Source organism: Pseudomonas sp. 44 R 15 (assembly GCF_900004965.1).
In the GTDB taxonomy this organism is placed as follows: Bacteria; Pseudomonadota; Gammaproteobacteria; order Pseudomonadales; family Pseudomonadaceae; genus Aquipseudomonas; species Aquipseudomonas orientalis_A.
The window spans coordinates 24,329-47,424 of the sequence record NZ_CVTU01000112.1 but is presented as its reverse complement, the minus strand read 5'-3'; the positions used below and the strand labels follow the sequence as shown (position 1 = coordinate 47,424).

The 23,096-nt window shown below is 61.5% G+C and carries 17 protein-coding genes; 6 read left to right on the top strand and 11 right to left on the bottom strand.

Annotated features, from left to right (window positions below; translation table 11 throughout):
- Nucleotides 1–77 precede the first annotated feature (77 nt).
- Nucleotides 78–464: an HIT family protein gene (locus BFP93_RS21875; RefSeq protein WP_256095236.1), complete on the bottom strand. Its 387-nt coding sequence runs from the start codon at nucleotides 462–464 to the stop codon at nucleotides 78–80.
- Between the two features lie 473 nt (nucleotides 465–937).
- Here BFP93_RS21875 and BFP93_RS21870 point away from each other — a divergent pair, with 473 nt between their 5' ends.
- Entirely contained in the window at nucleotides 938–1,273 is a 336-nt protein-coding gene (locus BFP93_RS21870) for a DUF6124 family protein (RefSeq protein ID WP_065894903.1), read from the top strand.
- A 146-nt stretch (nucleotides 1,274–1,419) separates the two neighbouring features.
- Here BFP93_RS21870 and cysS read toward each other — a convergent pair whose 3' ends face one another.
- Entirely contained in the window at nucleotides 1,420–2,808 is a 1,389-nt protein-coding gene (gene cysS, locus BFP93_RS21865; RefSeq protein ID WP_065894902.1) for a cysteine--tRNA ligase, read from the bottom strand.
- Nucleotides 2,809–2,827: 19 nt separating this feature from the next.
- Nucleotides 2,828–4,528 carry a glutamine--tRNA ligase/YqeY domain fusion protein gene (locus BFP93_RS21860; RefSeq protein WP_065894901.1) on the bottom strand — a complete coding sequence of 567 codons (1,701 nt, stop codon included), beginning with the start codon at nucleotides 4,526–4,528 and terminating at the stop codon, nucleotides 2,828–2,830.
- 261 nt (nucleotides 4,529–4,789) lie between these two features.
- Here BFP93_RS21860 and BFP93_RS21855 point away from each other — a divergent pair, with 261 nt between their 5' ends.
- On the top strand, nucleotides 4,790–5,293 hold the full coding sequence (locus BFP93_RS21855; protein WP_057721741.1) for a peptidylprolyl isomerase: 504 nt from the start codon (nucleotides 4,790–4,792) through the stop codon (nucleotides 5,291–5,293).
- The gene (lpxH, locus tag BFP93_RS21850) at nucleotides 5,290–6,039 is read left to right on the top strand and encodes a UDP-2,3-diacylglucosamine diphosphatase (RefSeq protein WP_065894900.1); all 750 of its coding nucleotides are present in this window, start codon (nucleotides 5,290–5,292) and stop codon (nucleotides 6,037–6,039) included. The genes BFP93_RS21855 and lpxH overlap by 4 nt, the downstream gene beginning before the upstream one ends.
- A 387-nt stretch (nucleotides 6,040–6,426) precedes the next feature.
- Here lpxH and BFP93_RS21845 read toward each other — a convergent pair whose 3' ends face one another.
- The 7 genes from BFP93_RS21845 to BFP93_RS21815 form a co-directional block, all read right to left on the bottom strand.
- Nucleotides 6,427–7,956 carry a DHA2 family efflux MFS transporter permease subunit gene (locus BFP93_RS21845; RefSeq protein WP_065894899.1) on the bottom strand — a complete coding sequence of 510 codons (1,530 nt, stop codon included), beginning with the start codon at nucleotides 7,954–7,956 and terminating at the stop codon, nucleotides 6,427–6,429.
- Nucleotides 7,956–9,155 carry an HlyD family secretion protein gene (locus BFP93_RS21840; RefSeq protein WP_065894898.1) on the bottom strand — a complete coding sequence of 400 codons (1,200 nt, stop codon included), beginning with the start codon at nucleotides 9,153–9,155 and terminating at the stop codon, nucleotides 7,956–7,958. Before BFP93_RS21840 ends, BFP93_RS21845 begins: the two co-directional genes overlap by 1 nt.
- A 15-nt stretch (nucleotides 9,156–9,170) precedes the next feature.
- Nucleotides 9,171–10,622, bottom strand: a complete 1,452-nt coding sequence (locus BFP93_RS21835) for an efflux transporter outer membrane subunit (RefSeq protein ID WP_065894897.1) — start codon at nucleotides 10,620–10,622, stop codon at nucleotides 9,171–9,173.
- Nucleotides 10,619–11,092, bottom strand: coding sequence for a MarR family winged helix-turn-helix transcriptional regulator (locus tag BFP93_RS21830; protein WP_065884900.1), 474 nt, complete (start codon nucleotides 11,090–11,092; stop codon nucleotides 10,619–10,621). The genes BFP93_RS21835 and BFP93_RS21830 overlap by 4 nt, the downstream gene beginning before the upstream one ends.
- 235 nt (nucleotides 11,093–11,327) lie before the next feature.
- Nucleotides 11,328–15,014: a translocation/assembly module TamB domain-containing protein gene (locus BFP93_RS21825; protein ID WP_176717575.1), complete on the bottom strand. Its 3,687-nt coding sequence runs from the start codon at nucleotides 15,012–15,014 to the stop codon at nucleotides 11,328–11,330.
- Nucleotides 15,014–16,741 (bottom strand): autotransporter assembly complex protein TamA, encoded by a 1,728-nt coding sequence (locus BFP93_RS21820; protein ID WP_065894895.1) that lies wholly within the window; start codon nucleotides 16,739–16,741, stop codon nucleotides 15,014–15,016. The genes BFP93_RS21825 and BFP93_RS21820 overlap by 1 nt, the downstream gene beginning before the upstream one ends.
- 64 nt (nucleotides 16,742–16,805) lie before the next feature.
- Nucleotides 16,806–17,456: a GNAT family N-acetyltransferase gene (locus BFP93_RS21815; protein WP_065894894.1), complete on the bottom strand. Its 651-nt coding sequence runs from the start codon at nucleotides 17,454–17,456 to the stop codon at nucleotides 16,806–16,808.
- Between the two features lie 169 nt (nucleotides 17,457–17,625).
- Between BFP93_RS21815 and xthA the strand changes: the two genes are divergently transcribed.
- Nucleotides 17,626–18,438 carry an exodeoxyribonuclease III gene (xthA, locus tag BFP93_RS21810; protein WP_065884896.1) on the top strand — a complete coding sequence of 271 codons (813 nt, stop codon included), beginning with the start codon at nucleotides 17,626–17,628 and terminating at the stop codon, nucleotides 18,436–18,438.
- A 264-nt stretch (nucleotides 18,439–18,702) separates the two neighbouring features.
- Nucleotides 18,703–20,034, top strand: a complete 1,332-nt coding sequence (locus tag BFP93_RS21805; protein WP_065894893.1) for a substrate-binding domain-containing protein — start codon at nucleotides 18,703–18,705, stop codon at nucleotides 20,032–20,034.
- A 120-nt stretch (nucleotides 20,035–20,154) separates the two neighbouring features.
- Here BFP93_RS21805 and BFP93_RS21800 read toward each other — a convergent pair whose 3' ends face one another.
- Nucleotides 20,155–21,384: an acyl-CoA dehydrogenase gene (locus BFP93_RS21800; RefSeq protein ID WP_065884894.1), complete on the bottom strand. Its 1,230-nt coding sequence runs from the start codon at nucleotides 21,382–21,384 to the stop codon at nucleotides 20,155–20,157.
- A gap of 167 nt (nucleotides 21,385–21,551) precedes the next feature.
- Between BFP93_RS21800 and BFP93_RS21795 the strand changes: the two genes are divergently transcribed.
- Nucleotides 21,552–22,487 (top strand): LysR family transcriptional regulator, encoded by a 936-nt coding sequence (locus BFP93_RS21795; RefSeq protein ID WP_027606275.1) that lies wholly within the window; start codon nucleotides 21,552–21,554, stop codon nucleotides 22,485–22,487.
- Nucleotides 22,488–23,096: the final 609 nt, after the last annotated feature.

The window sequence follows — 23,096 nt, the reverse complement described above, 5'->3', positions numbered from 1 at the left end:
GGCGGTGGGTCAGTTACCGATGAACTGACTGATCCACTGCTATCGGGAGCAAGCCCCCTCCCACATTTGGAACTGTACTAGGCGAAAGATCGGATTCGCTCGGCCAATTCTGCCAGTTCGGCATCATCCGCCCGCACGTGGTCGTGGGACGAGATATAACCTTCATAAGCCTCAAAAAACTTATCCAATTTCGAGCTAAACGGCTTGAACGCACTGTCCTGCCCCGTCCCATGCATGGGAAACAACTTCGCATGCAGATGATCAACCCCATACCCTTCCAGCATCATCCCCGTACGCGCCACATCGGGAAACGCTCGGTCGATCAGCAAGGCGGTTTTCTTGGTGGCCACGATCAGATCAGCCAGCACCTCATCCGACTGCGCAATCGCATAACTGCCGTAATGTTGCTTGGGGATGACCACGCTAAAGCCTGGGGTGTTGGGGAAAATCGAGAGGAACGCCATGTGATGTTCGTCCTCCCACAGGATATGGGCTGGGGAGGTTTTCACTCCATTTGAATCACCGCCAATTTCGTCTTGGGTTTGGTCGTGTTAACCATCTAAAGCTAGGAGCGAACAAGCGTCAAACTCAATGGGCATTTTGGAAAATATCCTAAAATCTGGATATTGCCGCATCGCCACGCACGGAAATTTCTGACAGCGTTTTAGGGTTGCCGCTGGGAAGCTGGCTGCCTAATCTTCAGTGGTCGCTGTAAATTCAGCGACCGGGTTTCGCAGCCCGGTTAAACTCTAGACGCACAGCGTCCACCTCAAGATAGCGGGCGCTTTTTTATGCCTGATGTTATGGCGGCTGTGCGCGGGATACCTTCGGGTATGCCGGGTGCCTAGAGTCCCGGTCTGCGAACCTGCGTACAGCTGCCACCCCAATATCGTTTCGCAGCGATGGGTGGTGACTCCAATACTCTAGGAGCTCTGCCATGATTAAAGACAGCCCAAATCCGCCGTCAGATTCAACCGCGTTTCACACTGCCGCTCATCGAGCAATAAATCACTACCTGAACCCGTCTGAAAAACCAGATCCATCTGCTGAGGATCATGGTGTGTTTACCGTACGTGAAGGATTAGACGCCGAGACGTTGCTGGTCAACGCGTCGGAGGATCTTGCGTCGGTTCAAGCGCTGGCAAGTCATTTGGCTTTTGAGATCGAAGGCACCACGCGTAGCGTGGCCTTGGGAATTTGCCGGATGCTGGAGGGGATTCAGCTGATGGTGGATAAAACGCTAAACCTCAAAGATATACCCGTTCAAAGATAGATCTGAATCTGAAGACTGAACAAAGTGAGCACGGTCAAAAGTGGGAGGGGGCTTGCTCCCGATGGCGGTGGGTCAGTTGCTGATGAACTGACTGAACTACCGCTATCGGGGGCAAGCCCCCTCCCACATTTGGAGCGAGGTACCGATCAGGCCTGATCAGCCAACCGCCACGTCGTCCCGCCCTTCCCGTCTTCCAGGACCACACCCATCGCAGTCAGTTGGTCACGGATACGGTCGGATTCCGCCCAGTCTTTACCAGCCCGAGCCGCCAGACGCGCCTGGATCAAGGCATCCACTTGCGCCGCATCCACACGCCCTTCAGCGCCGGCTTGCAGGAAGTCATCGGCCTCCATCTGCAACACGCCCAGCACGCTGGCCAGCTCTTTCAAGCGTGCCGCCAAACCTGCCGCTGCGTCGATATCCGTCTCGCGCAGACGGTTGATCTCACGCACCATCTCGAACAACACGGCGCAGGCTTCGGGAGTGCCGAAGTCGTCGTTCATGACTTCGGTGAAGCGTGCCACGAAGGCTTCGCCGCCGGCCGGGGCCACAGCTGGCAAGCCTTTCAACGCATGGTAGAACCGCTCCAGGGCGCCCTTGGCGTCCTTGAGGTTGTCTTCCGAGTAGTTGATGGCGCTGCGGTAATGGCTGGACACCAGCAGGTAACGCACCACTTCCGGATGGTACTTTTCCAGCACGTCGCGAATGGTGAAGAAGTTGTTCAAGGACTTGGACATCTTCTCGCCATTGATGCGGATCATGCCGCAGTGCATCCAGGCGTTGGCGTAAGTCTTGCCGGTGGCGGCTTCGCTCTGGGCGATTTCGTTTTCGTGGTGCGGAAACTCCAGGTCGCTGCCGCCGCCATGAATGTCGAAGGTCTCGCCCAGGCAGCAGGTGGACATCACCGAGCATTCGATGTGCCAGCCCGGACGCCCGGCGCCCCATGGCGACTCCCAGCTCGGCTCGCCGGGCTTGGTGGCTTTCCACAGCACGAAGTCGAGCGGGTCCTGCTTGGCTTCGTCGACTTCGATGCGTGCGCCGATGCGCAGGTCTTCGATCCGCTTGCGCGACAGCTTGCCGTAGCCCATGAACTTGGCGACGCGGTAGTACACGTCGCCATTGCCCGGGGCGTAGGCGTAGCCCTTGTCGATCAGGGTCTGGATCATCGCGTGCATGCCAGGGATGTGGTCCGTGGCACGCGGTTCCATGTCCGGCTTGAGGATGTTGAGGCGTGCCTCGTCCTCGTGCATCGCGGCGATCATGCGCTCGGTCAGCGCGTCGAACGACTCGCCGTTTTCATTGGCGCGGTTGATGATCTTGTCGTCGATGTCGGTGATGTTGCGCACATAGGTCAAGTCATAGCCGCTGAACCGCAACCAGCGGGTCACCAGGTCGAAGGCAACCATGCTGCGGCCGTGGCCGATGTGGCAGTAGTCGTACACGGTCATGCCGCACACGTACATGCGCACCTTGTTGCCATCCAGCGGCTTGAAGACTTCTTTGGTCTTGCTGAGTGTGTTGTAGATCGTTAGCACGACAGTTCCTTAAACAGAATCACTGGCCCCACGAATCACGCAAGGTCACGGTACGGTTGAATACCGGCCGACCAGGTTTGGAGTCCTTGATATCCGCGCAGAAGTAACCTTCGCGCTCGAACTGGAACCGGTCTTCCGGCTGTGCGTCGCCCAAAGAGGGTTCGGCACGACAACCGGTGAGCACTTGCAGGGAGTCAGGGTTGATGTTGTCGAGGAAACTGGCGCTGTCTTCGGCCTTCTCGGGGTTCGGCGAGCGGAACAGACGATCGTACAAACGCACTTCGCATTCGATGCTGGCAGCGGCCGGCACCCAGTGGACCACGCCCTTGACCTTGCGGCCTTCAGGGTTCTTGCCCAGGGTGTCGGGGTCGTACGAGCAGCGCAGTTCGACGATGTTGCCGTCGGCGTCCTTGATCGCTTCATCGGCACGAATCACGTAGCTGCCACGCAGGCGCACTTCGCCGTTCGGCTCCAGGCGCTTGTAGCCTTTTGGCGGCTCTTCCATGAAGTCATCGCGGTCGATGTAGATTTCACGGGCGAACGGCAGCTTGCGCACGCCGAGTTCTTCTTTCTGCGGATGACGCGGCAGTTCGAGGTTTTCGACCTGATCTTCCGGGTAGTTGGTGATCACGACTTTCAGCGGACGCAGCACGCACATGGCGCGCGGGGCATTGGCGTCGAGGTCCTGGCGGATGCTGAACTCGAGCATGCCGAAGTCGACCACGCCGTCGGAGCGGTTGGTGCCGACCATGTCGCAGAAATTGCGAATCGACGCCGGGGTATAGCCGCGACGGCGGAAGCCCGACAGGGTCGACATGCGCGGGTCATCCCAGCCATGCACGTGCTTTTCATCCACCAGCTGCTTGAGCTTGCGCTTGCTGGTGATGGTGTAGTTCAGGTTCAGGCGGCTGAATTCGTACTGGCGCGGCTGGGCCGGCACCGGCAGGTTGCTCAGGAACCACTCGTACAGCGGACGATGGCTCTCGAACTCCAGGGTGCAGATGGAGTGGGTGATGCCTTCGATGGCGTCCGACTGACCGTGGGTGAAGTCGTAGTTGGGGTAGATGCACCACTTGTCACCGGTCTGGTGGTGGTGGGCATGGCGGATGCGGTACATGATCGGATCGCGCAGGTTCATGTTCGGCGAGGCCATGTCGATCTTGGCGCGCAGTACGCGGGCGCCGTCCGGGAATTCGCCGGCGCGCATACGGTTGAACCAGTCCAGGTTCTCTTCCACCGAACGGTCGCGGAACGGGCTGTTCTTGCCCGGCTCGGTCAGAGTGCCACGGTATGCCTTGGCCTGTTCCGGGCTCAGGTCGTCGACGTAGGCCTTGCCGGCCTTGATCAGCTCCACGGCCCAGTCGAACAACTGGTCGAAATACTTGGAGGCATAGCGCACTTCACCGGACCACTCGAAGCCCAGCCACTTGATGTCGCTTTCGATGGCGTCGATGTATTCCTGGTCTTCCTTGGCCGGGTTGGTGTCGTCGAAACGCAGGTGCGTGACGCCACCGAACTCCTGGGCCAGACCGAAGTTCACACAGATCGACTTGGCGTGACCGATGTGCAGGTAGCCGTTGGGCTCTGGCGGGAAACGGGTGACGATCTGCGTGTGCTTGCCCGAATCCAGGTCCGCCTGGATGATCGGGCGCAGGAAGTTGACCGGGACGGCAGGTCCGGCCTTGGCATTCGGGGTAGGGTCGACAGTGGGCTTGCTCATAGGATCCTTGAACAGACAGGTTCGTGGCCGGGTGGGGCCAGATAAAACAAAGGGCTCATAATAGCCGATGCAGTCAAGACACTGACAGGCCGGGACCAAAAACTGCTGTTTAATTACTGCTTTTATGGCCGGGGCGGTAAAAAACCACCTCGAAATTCCTGCGGGGCACGCTAAACTGCGCGCCTTGGCCGTCGTTTAAGCCAGACAGGTAAGGTGCCCCAGGCACTCAAACCCACGAATTCCCTGAAAAGAGTAGTGAACATGACTCAAGTCAAACTGACCACCAACCACGGTGACATCGTCATCGAGTTGAACGCCGAGAAAGCGCCGATCACCGTCGCCAACTTCATCGAGTACGTCAACGCCGGCCACTACGAAAACACCGTTTTCCACCGTGTCATCGGCAACTTCATGATCCAGGGCGGCGGTTTCGAGCCAGGCATGAAAGAGAAGAAAGACAAGCGCCCAAGCATCCAGAACGAAGCGGACAACGGCCTTTCCAACGACAAGTACACCGTCGCCATGGCCCGTACCATGGAGCCGCATTCGGCCTCCGCGCAGTTCTTCATCAACGTGGCTGACAACGCTTTCCTCAACCACAGCGGCAAGAACGTGCAGGGCTGGGGTTACGCCGTATTCGGTAAAGTCACCGAAGGCCAGGACGTCGTCGACAAGATCAAAGGCGTGTCCACCACGTCCAAAGCCGGTCACCAGGACGTTCCAGCCGAAGACGTCATCGTCGAGAAAGCCGAGATCGTTGGGTGATATTGCTGATTTCAGACTTGCATCTGGAAGAGGAGCGCCCGGACATTACCCGGGCGTTTCTGGATCTGCTCCATGGCCGCGCCCGTGGTGCCCAGGCGTTGTACATTCTGGGGGACTTCTTCGAAGCCTGGATTGGCGACGATGGGATGACCGCGTTCCAGCGCTCCATCTGTGACGCGCTGCGCGAACTGAGCGACAGCGGCACCGCGATTTTCATCATGCACGGCAACCGCGATTTCCTGATCGGCAAGGCGTTCTGCAAAGCCGCAGGCGCCAGCTTGCTCAAGGACCCGAGTGTCGTGCAATTTTATGGCGAGCCCGTGCTGCTGATGCACGGCGACAGCCTCTGCACCCGCGACCTCGGCTATATGAAGCTGCGGCGCATCCTGCGTAACCCGATTGTGCTGTTTATCCTGCGCCACCTGCCCCTGGGCACACGCCACAAGCTGGCGCGAAAGCTGCGCAGCGAAAGCCGTGCACAGACGCGCATGAAGGCCAACGACATTGTCGATGTCACCGCCGAAGAAGTACCGCGAGTGATGCAGCAATTCGGCGTGCGCACCCTGGTCCACGGCCACACCCACCGCCCCGCCATTCATAAGTTGCAGATTGGCGACCAGGCGGCCAAGCGGATTGTGCTGGGGGATTGGGACAAGCAAGGCTGGGCGTTGCAGGTGGATGAGCAAGGCTTTCAACTGGCGGCGTTTGACTTCGTCAATCCGCAGTTGGCCCTTCCCGGCGCTTGATCCGCAACACCACTGATCCCATGTGAACAGAGATCAAACTGTGGGAGGGGGCTTGCCCCCGATGAGGGAGTGTCAGTTGATGCATCTGTGACTGACCCACCGCTATCGGGGGCAAGCCCCCTCCCACAGTTGATTGCGTTCCAATCTGTTCGGATCAGTGGCCGCTTGCTTCCGGCCCGGCTTTCGCGCCAAACGGCGGCTTGGCCAGCCATACCGGCAACAATCCGCAGCTGGCCCTGCCTGGCGCTTGATACCTGACAACACACATCCAATGTGGGAGGGGGCTTGCCCCCGATGAGGGAGTGTCAGTTGATGCATCTGTGACTGACCCACCGCCATCGGGGGCAAGCCCCCTCCCACAGTTGATTGCATTTCAGCCCTGGGCAGTCAGTGCCCCGAAGCCGCAGGCCCGGCCTTCGCGGTAAACGGCGGTTTGGCCAGCCACACCAGCAACATCAAGCCCGCGAAGATCCACCCCATCAAGGTGAAATAGTCCACGGTAGACATCATGTAGGCCTGGCTGGTGAGGATCTGGTCCAACTGCGCATACGCTTTGTGTCCCGCCCCGCCGAGGGCCTGTATCGCGTCGCGCGTGGCCGAGTCATAAGTGGTCATGTTCTCGCTCATGTACGCATGGTGCTGGTCGGCGCGGCGAATCCAGATCCAGGTGGTGAGCGAGGCTGCGAAGCTGCCGCCCAAGGTGCGCAAGAACGTTGCCAGCCCCGCGCCGTCGGCAATCTGCTGCGGCGGCAGGTCGGACATCAGGATGCTCAAGGTCGGCATGAAGAACAGCGCCACGCCGATCCCCATGAACAGCTGCACCAGGGCGATGTGGGTGAAGTCCACCTCATTGGTGAAGCCTGCGCGCATGAAGCAGCTCAAGCCCATCGCCAGGAACGACAACCCCGCCAGCAGGCGCAAGTCGAATTTGTGCGCGTATTTGCCCACGAACGGTGACATCAGCACCGGCAGAATGCCGATCGGCGCCACCGCCAGGCCGGCCCAGGTGGCGGTGTAGCCCATCTGGGTTTGCAGCCACTGCGGCAGGATCAGGTTGATGCCAAAGAAGCCCGCGTACCCGCCGATCAACACAATGGTGCCGATGCGGAAGTTGCGGTAGGCGAACAGGCGCAGGTTCACCACCGGGTGCTTGTCGGTCATCTCCCAGATCACGAACACCGCCAGGGCAATCGCCGAGATCACTGCACCGATAATGATGAAGTTGGATTCGAACCAGTCCAGGTCATTGCCCTTGTCGAGGATGATCTGCAAGGCGCCGACACCGACGATCAGGCTCAACAACCCCACATAGTCCATCGGCTGGTAGCTGGTGACCACCGGGCGTTTCTTCAACTGCGCACGCACCACCATCACCGCAAAGATGCCGATCGGCACGTTGATGAAGAAGATCCACGGCCAGCTGTAGCTGTCGGTGATCCAGCCGCCGAGGATCGGTCCCGCAATCGGCGCCACCACCGTGACCATCGCCAATAGCGCAAGGGCCATGCCGCGCTTGGCCGGTGGGTAGACCGCGATCAGCAGCGTCTGGGTCATCGGGTACAACGGCCCCGCCACCAGTCCCTGCAGCACGCGAAAGCCGATCAACTCGGGCATCGAGGTGGAAATACCGCACAGGAACGAGGCCAGCACGAACAGCATGGTCGCCCACAGGAACAGCTTCACCTCGCCGAAGCGTCGGCTCAACCAACCGGTGAGCGGCAAGGCAATGGCGTTGCTCACCGCAAACGAGGTAATGACCCAGGTGCCCTGCTCCGAACTCACGCCCAGGTTGCCGGAAATGGTCGGCAACGCCACGTTGGCGATGGTGGTGTCGAGCACCTGCATGAAGGTCGCCAGCGACAGCCCGATAGTGGCCATCAGCAGGCTGGGTGGGGTGAACGAGGCGTTATTGCTCATCAGCGTTGCGCAGCCTTGGGAGCGGCGACGCTGTTGTCATGGATCAACTGGTTGATCATGGCATCGGCCTCGACCAGTTGGCGGTCATACACAGTGGTGGTGAACGAAGCCTTCTGCGGTGGCTGTTGCGCCAGCACCGGGCCGCTCTGGTCGTGCAGGTCCACATTGACCACGGTGCTCAAGCCCACCCGCAACGGATGCTTGGCCAGTTCCTCGGCGTTGATATGGATGCGCACCGGCACACGTTGCACGATTTTGATCCAGTTGCCGGTGGCGTTTTGCGCGGGCAACAGGGCAAACGCGCTGCCGGTGCCGGCGCCGAGGCTGTCGACGGTGCCGCTGTACTTCACGTCGCTGCCGTAGATGTCCGACTCGATGTCCACCGGCTGGCCGATGCGCATATCACGCAGCTGGGTTTCCTTGAAGTTGGCATCGATCCACAGCTGATCCAGCGGAATCACCGCCATCAACGCGGTACCTGGCTGGACGCGCTGGCCCAGCTGCACGGTGCGCTTGGCCACATAGCCGGTGACGGGTGCGATCAAGGTGCTGCGCGCGTTGGTCAGGTAAGCCTGGCGCAGTTGCGCGGCGGCGGCTTGCACATCCGGGTGGGACGAAATCACCGTGTCATCCACCAGGGCGTTGGTGGTTTTCAGTTGCTGCTCAAGGTTGGTCAAAGCGTTCTTTGCCGCGGTCAGGCTGTCACGGGCGTGGGACAGTTCTTCCTGGGAAATCGCGCCGCCCTGGGCCAGGGTCTTGCGGCGGTTGTAGTTGTCCTGGGCGGTCTGCACGTCGGCTTTCTGCGCGTTGACCTGGGCTTTCATGCCATCGACGTTGCTGTACAAGCCACGCACCTGGCGCACGGTGCGGGCCAGGTTGGCCTGGGCACTTTGCAGGCCGACGGCGGCGTCGTTGGGGTCGAAGTTGACCAGCACCTGGCCTTCGTGGACCAGGTCGCCATCGTCGGCGCCGATGCTGACCACGGTGCCGGTGACCAGCGGGGTGATTTCCACCACGTTGCCGTTCACATAGGCGTCGTCGGTGCTTTCGTTGAAGCGTCCGTAAAGCTCGTACCAGGCCCACACGCCGACGACACCCAAGATGACGATCAGCGCCAGGCCGATCAGCATGACTTTGCGTTTGCGCGGGTTGGTGTCCTTGGGTTGTTCAGTTGCGTTGTTGCTGTCGGCAGTGGCCATGACAAATACCTCAAATTATTCCGTGCGGGTGGCTGGGGTGGTCGCGGCGACGTTGTGGGCGTTGAATCCGCCACCCAGGGCCTGCATCAATTGAATCGACAGGTCGATCTGCGCAGCATTCAGGGTCGCCAACTGACGCTGGGCCTGCAGCAATTGCTGCTCGATGCTGAGCACATCCAGGTAATTACCGATACCGGAGCTGTAGCGTTGCACCCCGGTGTCGTAGGACTGTTGGGCGATGTCGGCGGCATGTTGCTGCGCCTGGATCTGCCGCCCGGTGTCGCGCAATTGCGACAGGGTGGTGCCGATATCGCCCAGGGCTTGCACCAGGGTCTTGTTGTACTGGGCCACGGCCAGGTCGTAATCGGCGTCGCGGGCATCGAGGTCGGCGCGCAGGCGGCCGCCGTCGAAGATCGGCAGTGATACGGTGGGTGCAATGTTGAAGAAACGACTGGCCGAGCCAAACATCGCGTCCCCTAGCAACGACTCGGCGCCGGCGCTCGCGCTCAGGTTGAGGTTGGGGTAGAAGCGGGTCTTGCTGGCGGCGATGTCCTTGCTCGCGGCTTCCACGCGCCACCGCGCGGCGATCAGGTCCGGCCGCCGGCCAAGCAACTCGGCGGGCAACACGGAAGGCACGGCGACAGCAGCGGGTTTCAATACCGCCGGGCGGACCAGTTCGTTGCCACGGTCGGGGCCTTTGCCGAGCAATACCGCGAGGGCGATCCTGGCGCTTTGCAGTTGTTTTTCCGCATCGATCAGTTGCGACTGGGCGCTGGCCTCCAGGCTTTCGGTCTGCTGGTACTGGTACTCGCTGTCGATACCGGAACTCAGGCGGCGCTTGCTCAGGTCGAGCATCTGGCGGGTGCGCTTGAGGTCGTCCACGGCCAGGTCACGCACGATGTGCGCCTGGCCCAGATCGCTGTAGGCCTTGGCGACGTTGGCGGCCAGGGTAAGGCGTGCGGCCTGCTGGTCGACTTCGGCGGCCCGGGCCTCGCCCAGGGCGGCTTCCCAGGCTGCACGCTGGCCGCCCCAGAGGTCGAAGTTGTAGTTGAAGCTGGCGCCGATGTTGCGCACCGTCGAGTAGGCATCGCCCTGCCCGCGCGGGTCCTGGTCCCTGGCCAGGCGCGAACGGCTGACACCGGCGCTGGCATCCACAGTCGGCAGGCGCGCGGCGTTGGCGGCATAGGCTGCGGCTTCGGCCTGATGGGCGCGGGCGCTGGCCACTTGCATGTCGGGGCTGTTCTGCAGGGCTTCCTGGATCAGCCCGTCGAGCTGTGGGTCGCCAAGGCTTTTCCACCAGTCGGCGCTGGGCCAGGCGGCATCCGACAGCGTCACGCCGCTCAAGGACTTGCCGGTTTGCAGGGTGTTGGCGTCCAGGCGTTGACCCTGCGTGTCGAGGCCGCTGTAGTTGGCACAACCGGCCAGCGTCATCGCCGCCAGCACCAGGCTGAGTGCGCGTGTGTTCATTGGTTACCTACCCGCAGGATCGTGATGGGGTCACCCGCAGCGATCAGGATTTTCTTGAGGATCCGTTCCAGGGTTTCCAGCTCGCCCGACTCGAGGACGCCGGCCAGTTGGTTGAGGGCCTGGGCACCGATCTGCGGCAGCATGTCCGCCAGGCGCTGGCCGTCGGCGGTCAGCACCAGCTGCACCTGGCGGCGGTCCAGCTCGGAACGTTTGCGGCTGAGCAAGCCTTTCTGCTCGAGCCGGTCGAGCATGCGCGTCATCGAGCCGCTGTCCAGGGACAAGTGGCGGCACAACTCGGCCGGGGTGTCGACGCCGAACTGGGCCATGATGATCAACACCTTGAACTGCGCGGCGGTGATGCCGTGGGGTTCCATATGGGTGTCGATGATGCGGTCCTTGAGGATCGCAGCGCGGCCCAGCAACAGGCCGAGATGGCAGTTGTGGAAGTTGTCAGGGGTGAAGTGAGGCATTGAAAGTCACCTTATTACTGCCTAGGCAGTGAATGTGTGACGAGATATTACTGCTTAGGCAGCGAATGTCAAATGGAATAGTTAGGTTGCTTGGTAATTGGCCAAAAGCTTGAGTGCAAATAGTTGTCCATGTGGGAGGGGGCTTGCCCCCGATGGCGGTGGGTCAGCTACAGATTAGCTGACTGAAAGACCGCTATCGGGGGCAAGCCCCCTCCCACATTTGACCCAGTTGGGTTTAGAAGTCGCGCTTGTAGAAGATATCCAGGGAGCTGGCCACGCCTGTGGCCACTTCCAGGTACACCTTCTTGCTCAGCAAATAGCGCAAGGCGATGGTGTTGGCCGGTTCGAACACCCCTACGCCGTAACGCAGGCTGAGTTTGTCGTTGATCTTGCCGCTGGCGACCACGGCAGTGCTGTTGCCGGTGCCTTGGGTATCCAGGTCGAAATCGCGGATGCCGAGTTTATTGGCGATGTCCGAGGTCACTCCGGCGCTGCCCATCAGGCCCAGGCCCAAGGCGGCTTCGGCAAGCATGTTGTTGTCTTCACCGTTGTTGGTGCGCGAACGTCCCAGCACCAGGTAGGACAGCGCGTCCTCCTGCGCCATGGCGGGCTCGGAGAAGATCTGCGTGGTCGGCTGCTCGGCGCTGCCGCTCAGGCGAATACCGGCGGTCACGGTGCGGGACGATTCGACCACCACACGCACCGCTTCGATATCCAGGAACGGTTGGTCCAACGGCCCGGCAAACAACAGCCGTGCACGGCGCACGTTGAGGCGCTGGCCGTAGGCGCGGTAGCGGCCGTCGTTGAGCCACAGCTCGCCACGGGTGTCCATGTTGTCGCCGATATGCACATGGCCCTGCACTTTGGCGGTGAGGCCGAAACCGGCGAAGTTGAGCTGGTCTTCCCCCACTTCCACGTCGATATCCATGGCCATCGCCATCGGCGGTTTGCCTTCTTCGGTCTGGCTGCCGACGATCACCGTGTCATCGGACACCTTGACCGTCGAGGGCGGCAGCTCGCGCACGGTGATATCGCCGCGCGGGATGTGTACCTTGCCGGCAATCGCCAGCTTGTCGTCCTTGAGGCTGATCTTCAGGTCGGGGGCCACTTCCAGCTTGGCATAGGGCTCGACGGTGACCGGCAGTTGCGAGCCCTTGAGGCTGAGGTCGACCACCAGGGCGCGGCCCCAGTCGATCTGGCCCTTGAGGCTGCCCTGCCCGGCCTTGCCGCTGTGCCAGCCGCCGTCAAGCTGCACGCTTTCGCCGGCGATCTGCGCCTGCAGGTTCAGGCCCTCGAGACTGATGGGCAGTTCAGGACCCGAGACTTCACCGTCCACCAGATTCACGTTGCCGTTAACCAGGGGCGCGAGCAAACCGCCGGAGATGCGGCCATTGCCGTTGAGCTTGCCGTTGAGCTTTTCCACCATTGGCACAAAGGGTCGCGCCACGGCGAGGTCCAGGCCGGTGAGGCTGAAATTGCCGGTGATCGGCTTGTTGGCCGGCAGCGGGTTGATCTGCGCCTGCAACAGCAATTCGCCGAGCTTGCCGCCACGAAAGTTGAGCTGGGTATCGATGCGCTTGGGGTTGAGCGTGGTTTCCAGCTTCAGGGTGTCGTAGGGGAAATCCAGCCATTGGCCCTTGTCCCGCACCCGCAGGTTGCCGCCACCGGCGTCTACCGAGACCACACCCTTCGGGCCGCTGGCCGGCAGGTCGAGTTGTACGTCGGCATTGAGCCTGCCCTGCCAGGCGAAGTCTTTGGGCAGGAACGCCGCAAGACTGTCGATAGGGAATTGCTTGAGGTGGTAGCGCAGCTTGGGCTCGGGCATCAGGCGCTGGTCTTCGCCACACAGGCTGGCGCCACCGGACACCCAGCAGTGCGCGGCGAAGGTCAGCTTGCCATCGGCCAGGCGCTCGATTTTCGCCGGGGCTTGCAGCCGCCAGTCCTGGCCGCCGGCTTGTACGTCACCACTGGCCAGGCGCCCACGCCAGTTGCCGTTGTCGAGGTTGCCATCCAGGGCCAGGGCCAGCTTGAGCAACGGTCCGGCCAGGTCCAGTTGAACCTTCTGGTTCTTGATATCGCCCTGGGCGCTGGCGGTGAGCGTGCCGACCTGGGTCTCGCCGCTCTGGATGCCGCTGCCCTTGAGGTCGAGCCTGGCGCGCTGGGCGCTGTCCAGTGTGGCGTCGAGGTTGAGGCTTTGCAGGCGGTTGTCGGCCAATGCCAGTTGCTGGCCCTTGAGGTCGAGCTTGCCTTGGGGCGCCTGCAAGGTGCCGGCGACATCGAGGCGGCCATTGACCTGCCCGCGCAGTTGCGGCCAGAGCTGGGCCAGGCGCGCCAGCTTGATGTCGATCTGCCCGGCCAGGCGTTGCTGCAGGCTGCCGCTGCCGTTGATACGGTTGTCGCCCAGGCGGATGTCCAGGTTGGCAAGGGTCCATTGCTGCCCCGCGCCTTCGGCCTTGGCTGCAAACACGGCGGCCTGTCCGCGCAGGCGACCCTTGAGGTCGAGGTCGGCGTTGAGCTTGAGCTGCTCGTTCTTGAATTCGCCTTTGCTGCGCAGCGGCCCGGCCAGGGTGCCGGGCAATTCGGCGACCCAGTACGCCGGGTTCAATGCCGACAGGTCCAGCGCGGTGTCCCAGGCGATACCGTCGGCAAACTGTACGTTCAGATGGCCCTCGGCCTTGCCTTGGCCGGCGCTCAACTTCAGTTCGGGCAGGAACACTTGCTTGAGGTCGCCGCTGAACGGCGTGACCACCGTGAAGGCGCCCGCCGGGCCGTCAAGGTCGGCCTTGAGGTTGCCCAGGTAGTTGCCATCCTTATAGGAAACTTCACCGTTGAAGGTGCGCAAGGCCACCTGCGGTTCATCGATCAGGGGATAGAGGCGGTGCCAGGGGAAGCCCAGCCAGTCGATTTTGGCATCGGCGCTGAAACCTTGCTGCCAGTCCAGGTTGGCGCTGAGCTTGAGGCTTTGCTTGTCGCCGGCATTCAGGTCGAGGCCGGCGATCTGCGCACCCTTGGCGTCAACCTTGCCTTGCAGCAGTAAATCCACCGGGCCTTTTTGCGCCGGTAATACCGCCTTGCCCAGCAACTGATAACCCGCTTTAAGGTCGCCCTTGGCGCTCAGGTCCAATTGGTTGAGTTGCAAGGTGTCGGGCAGATCGGCGCTGGGCTTGAACGCCTCGGAGGTGATGCGCAACTGCGCCGGCAGGTTTTCCGCCAGGGGTTGCAGCTCACCGCTGAGCTTGGCCGGCAGGTAGCCGCTGCTGTCGGCGTCGAGCTTGAGGGTCTTGAGCAAGTCGCCGTCGATGTTGAGCGCGACGGTCCAGGGTGCGCCGCCCGGAGCGTAGGGCAAACTGAGCGTGCCGGTGGCATTGAGCGGCCAATCGCCTGTGGGTTGCAGCAGGCCGGCGAGGTCCAGCACCAGGTCGTCGCGCTGCAGATGAACGGAGTCGATCTGCATGCCGGCGGCGGTCCAATGCGCCGCCAGTTGCAAGCCCTTGAGTGCTTCACTGCCGTTGAACAGCAGGCTGCCGATACGAACATCGCCCAATTGGATAGCAACCGGCAGCTTCAGGTCGGGCAGTTGGATCGGCCCGCTGGCGCTTTCTTCGGTACTGGGGGCAACCGTCAGGCTGACCTGGTCCACATCCAACCGGTTGATGCACAAGGTCATGCGCAACAGGCAGCCCGGCGACCAGTCAAACGTCGGCGCATTGAGCTCGACGCGGCTGCCGTCCTGCTGCCACAGCAGGTGGTCGGCGCTCCACTGCCCGCCCAGGCGTCCGTGAAAATTCTCCACGCTCAAACCCGGCACCTGGCCCAGCGCCCAGCGACTGCCGGCCTGGGTACCGAGCAGCGTCCACAGCGTCAACAGCACCAGCGCGAGGACGGCGATCAATGCCAGCCCCGCTATTTTCAAACCACGCATCACAGCTCAGGCCCCATGGAAAAGTGCAATCGAACGCCGCCCGGATCTTCCAGGGCATGGGCCAGGTCGAGGCGGATCGGGCCCACGGGCGAGACCCAGCGCACCCCCACACCCACGCCGGTTTTGAGGCTGGGCATATCCAGTGTGTTGAACGAGTTGCCCTGGTCGATAAAGGTCGCGACCCGCCATTTTTCGGTGATGGAATATTGATACTCGGCGCTCAGCGCCACCATGTAGCGGCCGCCGATGCGGTCGCCACGGTCGTTTTCCGGCGACAGGGTCTGGTATTCATAACCGCGCACGCTCTGGTCGCCACCGGCGAAGAAGCGCAGTGACGGCGGCACCGACTGGTAGCCATTGGTGGCACTGCCGCCCACTTGCGCGCGGCCCAGGAACCGGTGGTTATCCCACAAGGTGGTCAAGCCCTTGATCGTGGCGGTGCCATACAGCAGGTTGGTGTCGGAACCGAGCCCTTCCTTGGCAACTTTGCTGTCGAACATCAGGCGATAGCCGTTGTGCGGATCGATGCGGTTGTCGCTGCGCAGGTAGGAGTAGCTGATGCCCGGCATCACCAGGTTACTCAAGCCCGAGTCATTGCCCAGGCGATATTCCTCGCGCTGGTATTTGAGCGAGATGACCCGGGTCCAACCGCTGGGCAACTTGCTGTGCCATTCGGGGCCGAGGGTGAGCAGCTTGCTCAAGGTGTCAGTGTTGGCGATCTCTTCATTCTGATAGCCGCCGGCAAAACGCAATTTGTCGGTGAGCGGAGGGTCCAGCGGAATGTCGTACCACAGGCCGACGTTCTGGCGCGGCGCCGACAACTCGGCTTCCCAGCCATAACTGTGGCCCTGGGGATTGACCCAGTGGCGCGTCCAGTTGGCCTTGCCCCGCGGGCCGACGTCCGTCGAGAACCCCAGGCCCAGGCCCATGGTGCGGGGCTTGCGCGTGTCCAATTGCACGGCCACCGGAATCACGTCATTGCTTGAGGCAGCGGGGCTTGCGTCCACGCGCACGCTTTCGAAGAAGCCACTGGCTTGCAGGTTCTGGTTGAGTTCGGCGATCAGTTCGGAGTCATAGGGTGTACCTGGCTTGAACGGCACCATGCGTTGCAACAGTTCTTCGTCAAAGGGCGTGTCGCCGCTGAAGCTGACCTTGCCCATGCTGTAGCGTGGGCCGCTGTCGTAAATGAGTTCGATGTCAGCCACGCCCGCTTGAGGGTCTACGGCCAGTTTCTGGTGGGTAAAACGCCCGCTGAAAAAGCCATAGCGCGATGCCTGATTCTGGATCAAACGCTTGGCGTCATCGTAATGCCCGTGATTGAGCACCGCGCCGGGCTTGAGGTCATCACTGGCGGGCACGCGAAAGGCCTTGAGGCTCGCCGCCGGGCCATCGACGCGCAAGATCACGTTGCGCAGATGCACCGGCTCGCCCGGGTCGACGGTCAGGGTCAGGCGCGGGTTCTTGCCGCCCTTCACCTCGCTGGCGATCCGGGGCTGATAGAAGCCCAGCGCCTGGGCCGCTTTGCGCGCCTGCTCTTCGGCACCACGGCTGAATCGCAGCAGGGCTTCTTCGTCACGATCGCCAACACTGCCGATGTAGCCTTCAATGTTGGCTTTCAGCGCGTCATTTGAGGGTTTGATCCGCACGTCCAGTTCGCTTTGCGCCAATGCGCCACAGCTCGTGAACAGCAGGATCAAGCTGCTGGTAAATCTTCCTGGAAACTTCATAGGCGCGGATGCTACACGAGCGAGAGAGGTACTTTGAACTCGGATTTATCTGAATAATTCTGTCTCAGGCCGTTGCAACATGTAACGCCTGGGGATTGGGATGAAAAAACACATGCTCCAGGACAGGTCCTACGGCAATTTCACCGATTTCCTCATAGCCCTGGCGCTTGTAGAAATCCAGGTAACGGGAATTGCCCGTGTCGAGCACCACGCCCGATGAGTGCGGGTCTTCGGCGCACCAGTTATGGACCGCCTCAAGCAACTGTTCGCCATAGTGTTGACCTTGCAACTGCGGATGAATACCGAGCAACGGCAACACATGCACCGACTCACCGGGCAGGCACGCCAGCACGGCCTGATGGTATTCCAGGTAACGCCGCGTACCGCGCACGCCGGTGCTCAACCACATGCGAATCTGCCAGGCCCAGCTCTCGGTGATGCCCAGGCGCCGCTGCGGCGGCGCGATGAGGGCGACGCCAATCAAACGGTCGTTGACGAACAGGCCGATGGCCGGAAGTTTCTGAAAGAAGTGCTGCTTGACCAGCTCGCGCACTGTTGCGCGTACCCGCTGTTCATAACCTGGACGCTCGGCTTCGAAGATGTAGGCGAAGGTTGGCTCGTGACGGTAGGCCTGGTACAACAGGGAACGCGCTTCGCGGGAATAACCGCTGTTGAGCAGGCGAATCTCGGCAACGGCCGTCGAGGTGTCAGGCATAACAATCAATCTCCTGGACGCCATTCAAAAAGATGGCGTTCTTATGGGTACGAACCTGCGCAGCGCCAGTCGTTCCCAGACATTAGCAGCGCATGCGTCCTACCGCCACGCTGGCCCCCGTCCGACTTGTCGGCTAGCATCGCCCTTTTGCCAGACTGGACCGCCGACCATGAAAATCGTCTCCTTCAATATCAACGGGCTGCGTGCCCGCCCTCATCAGCTGGCGGCGCTGATTGAAAAACACCAGCCGGACGTCATTGGCCTGCAGGAAACCAAGGTCCACGACGACCAGTTCCCGCTGGCCGACGTCCAGGCGTTGGGCTACCACGTGTATTACCACGGCCAGAAAGGCCACTACGGCGTAGCTCTCCTTTCGCGCAAGGAAGCGTTGAGTGTGCACAAAGGTTTTGCCACCGATGAAGAAGACGCGCAGCGCCGTTTTATCTGGGGCACCTTCGCCGACGAGAACGGCAACCCGGTCATCATCATGAACGGCTACTTCCCCCAGGGCGAAAGCCGCGACCACCCCACCAAGTTCCCGGCCAAACAGCGCTTCTATGAAGACCTGCAACAGTTGCTGGAAAGTCAGTTCAGCAATGACCAGGCACTGGTGGTGATGGGCGACGTGAATATTTCCCCGCAAGACTGCGACATCGGCATCGGCGCCGACAACGCCAAACGCTGGCTGAAAACCGGCAAATGCAGCTTCCTGCCGGAAGAGCGCGAATGGATGGCCCGCCTGAAAAACTGGGGCCTGGTGGACAGCTTCCGCCACTTGCACCCTGAGGTGACCGACCGTTTCAGCTGGTTCGATTACCGCAGCCGTGGCTTTGAGGACGAGCCCAAGCGCGGCCTGCGCATCGACGTGATCATGGCGTCCAATGGCTTGCTCCCGCGGGTCAAGGATGCCGGCGTCGATTATGATTTGCGGGCATTGGAAAAGCCGTCGGACCATGCGCCGATCTGGTTGGAATTGAGTTGATTCCTGACACTACTCAGTCAACTTGTGGGAGGGGGCACGCCCTGGCCCTCTTGTAGGAGCGAGCTTGCTCGCGAAAAACTCACAGGCACCGCGTTCGTTCAGTAAACACGCGGTATCGTTGACGTTTTTCGCGAGCAAGCTCGCTCCTACAGAGGGCCAGGGCAAGCCCCTTCCCACACTTAGATCTGTGGGGCGTCAGTCATATTGCTGCAATCCAACTGACTTAATCTCGCAGCACTTCCTTTGGCGCAAAAAGGTGCCGGCATGAGGCTGCGCGTTCTGTTACTGCTGACGCTTTTCCCGTTTTTCGCTGTGTCCGCCCCTCTCCCGCTTCCCGACCAAGGCCCGGCATTGCGTATCCAGGGTTCCAACACCATCGGCGCGGGATTGGGCCCGGCGTTGGTCAAAGGGTTGATGGAGCGCCAGGGTTTGCAGGGCGTGCACATCGAACCCGCCGAGGGCGCCAATGAACAGCAGGTGATCGGCAAGACCCGTCAGGGTAAAACCGTGAGCATCGACGTAGCCGCCCATGGTTCCAGTACAGGATTTGCCGCGCTGAAAAACCACAGTGCCGACCTCGCCGCATCGTCGCGCCCGATCAAAGACAGCGAACTGGTCGACCTGGAAACCCTGGGCGACCTGAAAAGCCCGGAAGCCGAACAGGTGATCGCCATCGATGGCCTGGCAATCATCCTCAACCCCCGCAACCCGCTCAATACGCTGGACACCGAGCAACTGGCGCAGATCTTCAATGGTCAGATCAGCACCTGGGAAGCCCTGGGCGGCAGTGGCGGCGCCATTCATGTGTACGCCCGCGACGACCGGTCCGGCACCTATGACACCTTCAAGGACCTGGTGCTGAACCGCCGCGACAAACCGCTGGTGGCGTCAGCCCGGCGTTTCGAGTCCAGTGAAGCGCTGTCCGATGCGGTCAGCCAGGACCCTCAAGGCATCGGTTTTATCGGGCTGCCCTACGTGCGCAAGGCCAAGACGGTGGCGGTTGTCGATGGAGACTCGCAACCGATGCTGCCACTGGGCAGCCTGATCGCCACCGAGGATTACCCACTGTCACGGCGACTGTACGTTTATCTGCCGCCGGCGACGCAGAATCCTTGGGCCAAGGCACTGGTGGACTTTGCCCAGAGCAGCCAGGGCCAGGCGATCGTGGCGGCCAATGGTTTTATCGCCCAGCACGTGCAGGCAATCGGCGTGGAGCCCCGCGCCTCGATGCCCGAGGATTACCAGGCGATTGTGCGCAACGCCCAGCGCTTGACGGTGAACTTTCGTTTCGAGGAAGGCAGCGCCAGCCTGGACAACAAGGCGCGCCAGGATGTGCAGCGGGTGGTGGCCTACCTGAAAAGCCACGGCAAACTGCACAAGCAAGTGACGCTGGTGGGGTTTGGCGATGCCAAGAATGATCCGCAGCGGGCGGCCTTGCTGTCGAAGTTGCGGGCCATGGCGGTGCGCCGGGAGTTGGTGAAAAGCGGCGTGATACTGCGCGATATTCGCGGGTTCGGCGCACAGATGCCGGTGGCGGCGAATACGGCGGATGAGGGCCGGATCAAGAATCGGCGGGTGGAGGTCTGGGTGTACTGAGGCGGGTTTTTGGGGGGGTCAAGCCGGCCTCATCGGGGGCAAGCCCCCTCCCACACTTTGCCTGTATTCACACATCCAAGTGTGGGAGGGGGCTTGCCGCCGATAGCAGGCGACGCGGTCTCACTGCCCGCCGCGCATCATCTCTTTGGGCACATACTTGCCGATCTCGAACTTGCCGATCGCCGCCCGGTGCACTTCATCCGGGCCGTCGGCCAGGCGCAGGGTGCGCTGCATGGCGTACATATAAGCCAGCGGGAAGTCATTGGACACACCGGCACCGCCATGAATCTGGATGGCGCGGTCGATAACCTTGAGTGCCACGTTAGGCGCAACCACCTTGATCTGGGCGATTTCGCTTTTGGCGACTTTATTGCCCACCGTGTCCATCATGTACGCCGCTTTCAGGGTCAGCAGCCGCGCCATGTCGATTTCCATGCGCGAGTCGGCGATCTTGTCGATATTGCCCCCCAGGCGCGCCAACGGCTTACCGAAGGCGCTGCGGCTGACCGAGCGTTTGCACATCAATTCCAGCGCGCGCTCGGCCATGCCGATCGAGCGCATGCAGTGGTGGATACGGCCCGGGCCAAGACGGCCCTGGGCGATCTCAAACCCGCGCCCCTCACCCAGCAGCACGTTTTCGTAAGGCACGCGTACGTTGTCGAACAGCACTTCGGCGTGGCCGTGGGGCGCATCGTCGTAGCCGAACACTGGCAGCGGGCGCAGGATTGTCACGCCGGGCGTGTCCACCGGTACCAGGATCATCGAATGCTGCTGGTGACGTGGCGCATCCGGGTTGCTCAGGCCCATGAAGATCAAGATCTTGCAACGCGGATCGCAGGCGCCGGAGGTCCACCACTTCTTGCCGTTGATCACCCATTCATCGCCCTGGCGTTCGGCGCGGGCGGCCATGTTGGTGGCGTCCGAGGAGGCCACGTCGGGTTCGGTCATGGCGAAGGCTGAACGAATCTCGCCGCGCAGCAGCGGCTCGAGCCAGCGTTGTTTCTGCTCTTGATTGGCGTAACGCACCAGCACTTCCATATTGCCGGTGTCGGGGGCCGAGCAGTTGAACGGTTCCGGACCCAGCAACGAGCGGCCCATGATTTCGGCCAGCGGCGCGTATTCGAGGTTGGTCAGGCCGGCGCCCAGCTCGGACTCCGGCAGGAACAGGTTCCACAACCCCTCGGCTTTAGCCTTGGCTTTGAGCTCGTCCATGATCGCAGTGGGCTGCCAGCGGTCACCTTCGCTGACCTGGCGTTCGAACACCGGCTCGGCCGGGTAGACGTAAGCGTCCATGAATGCGCTGACGCGTTCACGCAGTTCCTGAACCTTGGGCGAATAAGCGAAATCCATGAGCGGCTCCCTTCTCTGAGAGGTTGTTTAGGTCATGCAATCGATGCTAGAACAGCGTTGATAATTTACCTAGCCTATTCTCGGCGTGTATTAACATTCATCACCGATATATGATTGACGTCTGAAGACGTAAAAAATCGCCACCTGATAATAAGAGCGCAACCCCCATGAATCTGAGCAAGGTCGACCTCAATCTCTTTATCGTCTTCGACGCGATCTACACCGAAGCCAACCTCACCCGGGCCGGGCAGATTGTCGGCATCACCCAGCCGGCGGTGTCCAACGCCCTGGCACGCCTGCGCGAGACCTTCAACGACCCGCTGTTCGTGCGCACCGCCCAGGGCATGGTGCCCACGCCGATGGCGCAGAACATCATCGGCCCGGTGCGCAACGCGTTGTCGTTGCTGCGGGTTTCCGTGCAAGAGAGCCGGATTTTCAACCCGCAACAGGCGGCCAAGACCTATCGCATCAGCATGACCGACCTGACCGAAGCGGTGATTTTACCGCTGCTGTTCCAACGCCTGCGCCGCCTCGCGCCGACGGTGGTCATCGAGAGTTTCCTGTCCAAACGCCGCGAAACCACCAAGGAACTGGCCGCCGGGCGCCTGGATTTCGCCGTGGATGCGCCGCTCAACACCGACCCGCAAGTGCGTCACGTCAAGCTGATGGAAGACCGCTACGTGTGCGCCATGCGCAAGGGCCACCCGATGGCGGGCAAGGACAAATTCACCCTGGATGACTACCTGTCGCTGACCCATATCCATATTTCCAGCCGCCGCAACGGCCTGGGGCATGTCGACCTAGCCCTGGGCAAGATGGGCATCCAGCGCAAAATCGCCCTGCGCTCCCAGCACTACCTGATGGCGTCGCAAGTATTGCAGCAGACCGACATGGTCATGACCGTGCCCGAACGCTTCGCCCGTCGCCATGAACTGCACTGGTTCAACCTGCCCGTCAATGACGTGCCGCCGGTGGAAACCCATCTGTACTGGCATGAAAGCACCGACCAGGACCCGGCGAACCGCTGGATGCGCGAACAGATGATCGAGTTGTGCCAGCAAGTCACCGCCCACGAGAAGAAACTGGATAAGCAACAGGCTTGAAGTTGCAGGAGGCCCCAGTGTGGGGGGGGCCTGCCCCCGATGACCATGACGCCGTAGCGCCCACCGCTAACCACGATGCGAAGCGAGCCGCTCTTGATCTGCTTTTGATTTTAGGCGCCCCGTTAAACCACGCTGGCCGAACGCAGGCTTGAATCCGTGGGCAACCCGGCAGGACGCCGGGTTAGCCGCCCCGCGCCATGGATGGCGCGTGGCGGCGGCCCACGGATTCAAGCCTGCGTTCGGGCACACCGAGCCTAGGCGAGGTGCCGAGTGGTGGGGCAAGAGCGTTTTGCTTACTTTTGCGCTTTTCAAAAGTGAGCCGCCGTCAGGGCGGAACCCTAAGCAGCCGTTACCGCAGAAACAGATATGTACTCGGTCCAATCCAACATCCTGGTCGGCTCTGAGGCCGCCATCGGGGGCAAGCCCCCTCCCACATTTGCACCGGGATCGACACAAAAGCCCGGTCAGCCCCGAGGCCGCCATCGGGGGCAAGCCCCCTCCCACATTTGCACCGGGATCGACACAAAAGCCCGGTCGGCCCTGAGGCCGCCATCGGGCGCAAGCCCCTCCCATATTGAATTGTGGAGCACCAGCAAGGGATCCCTTGAC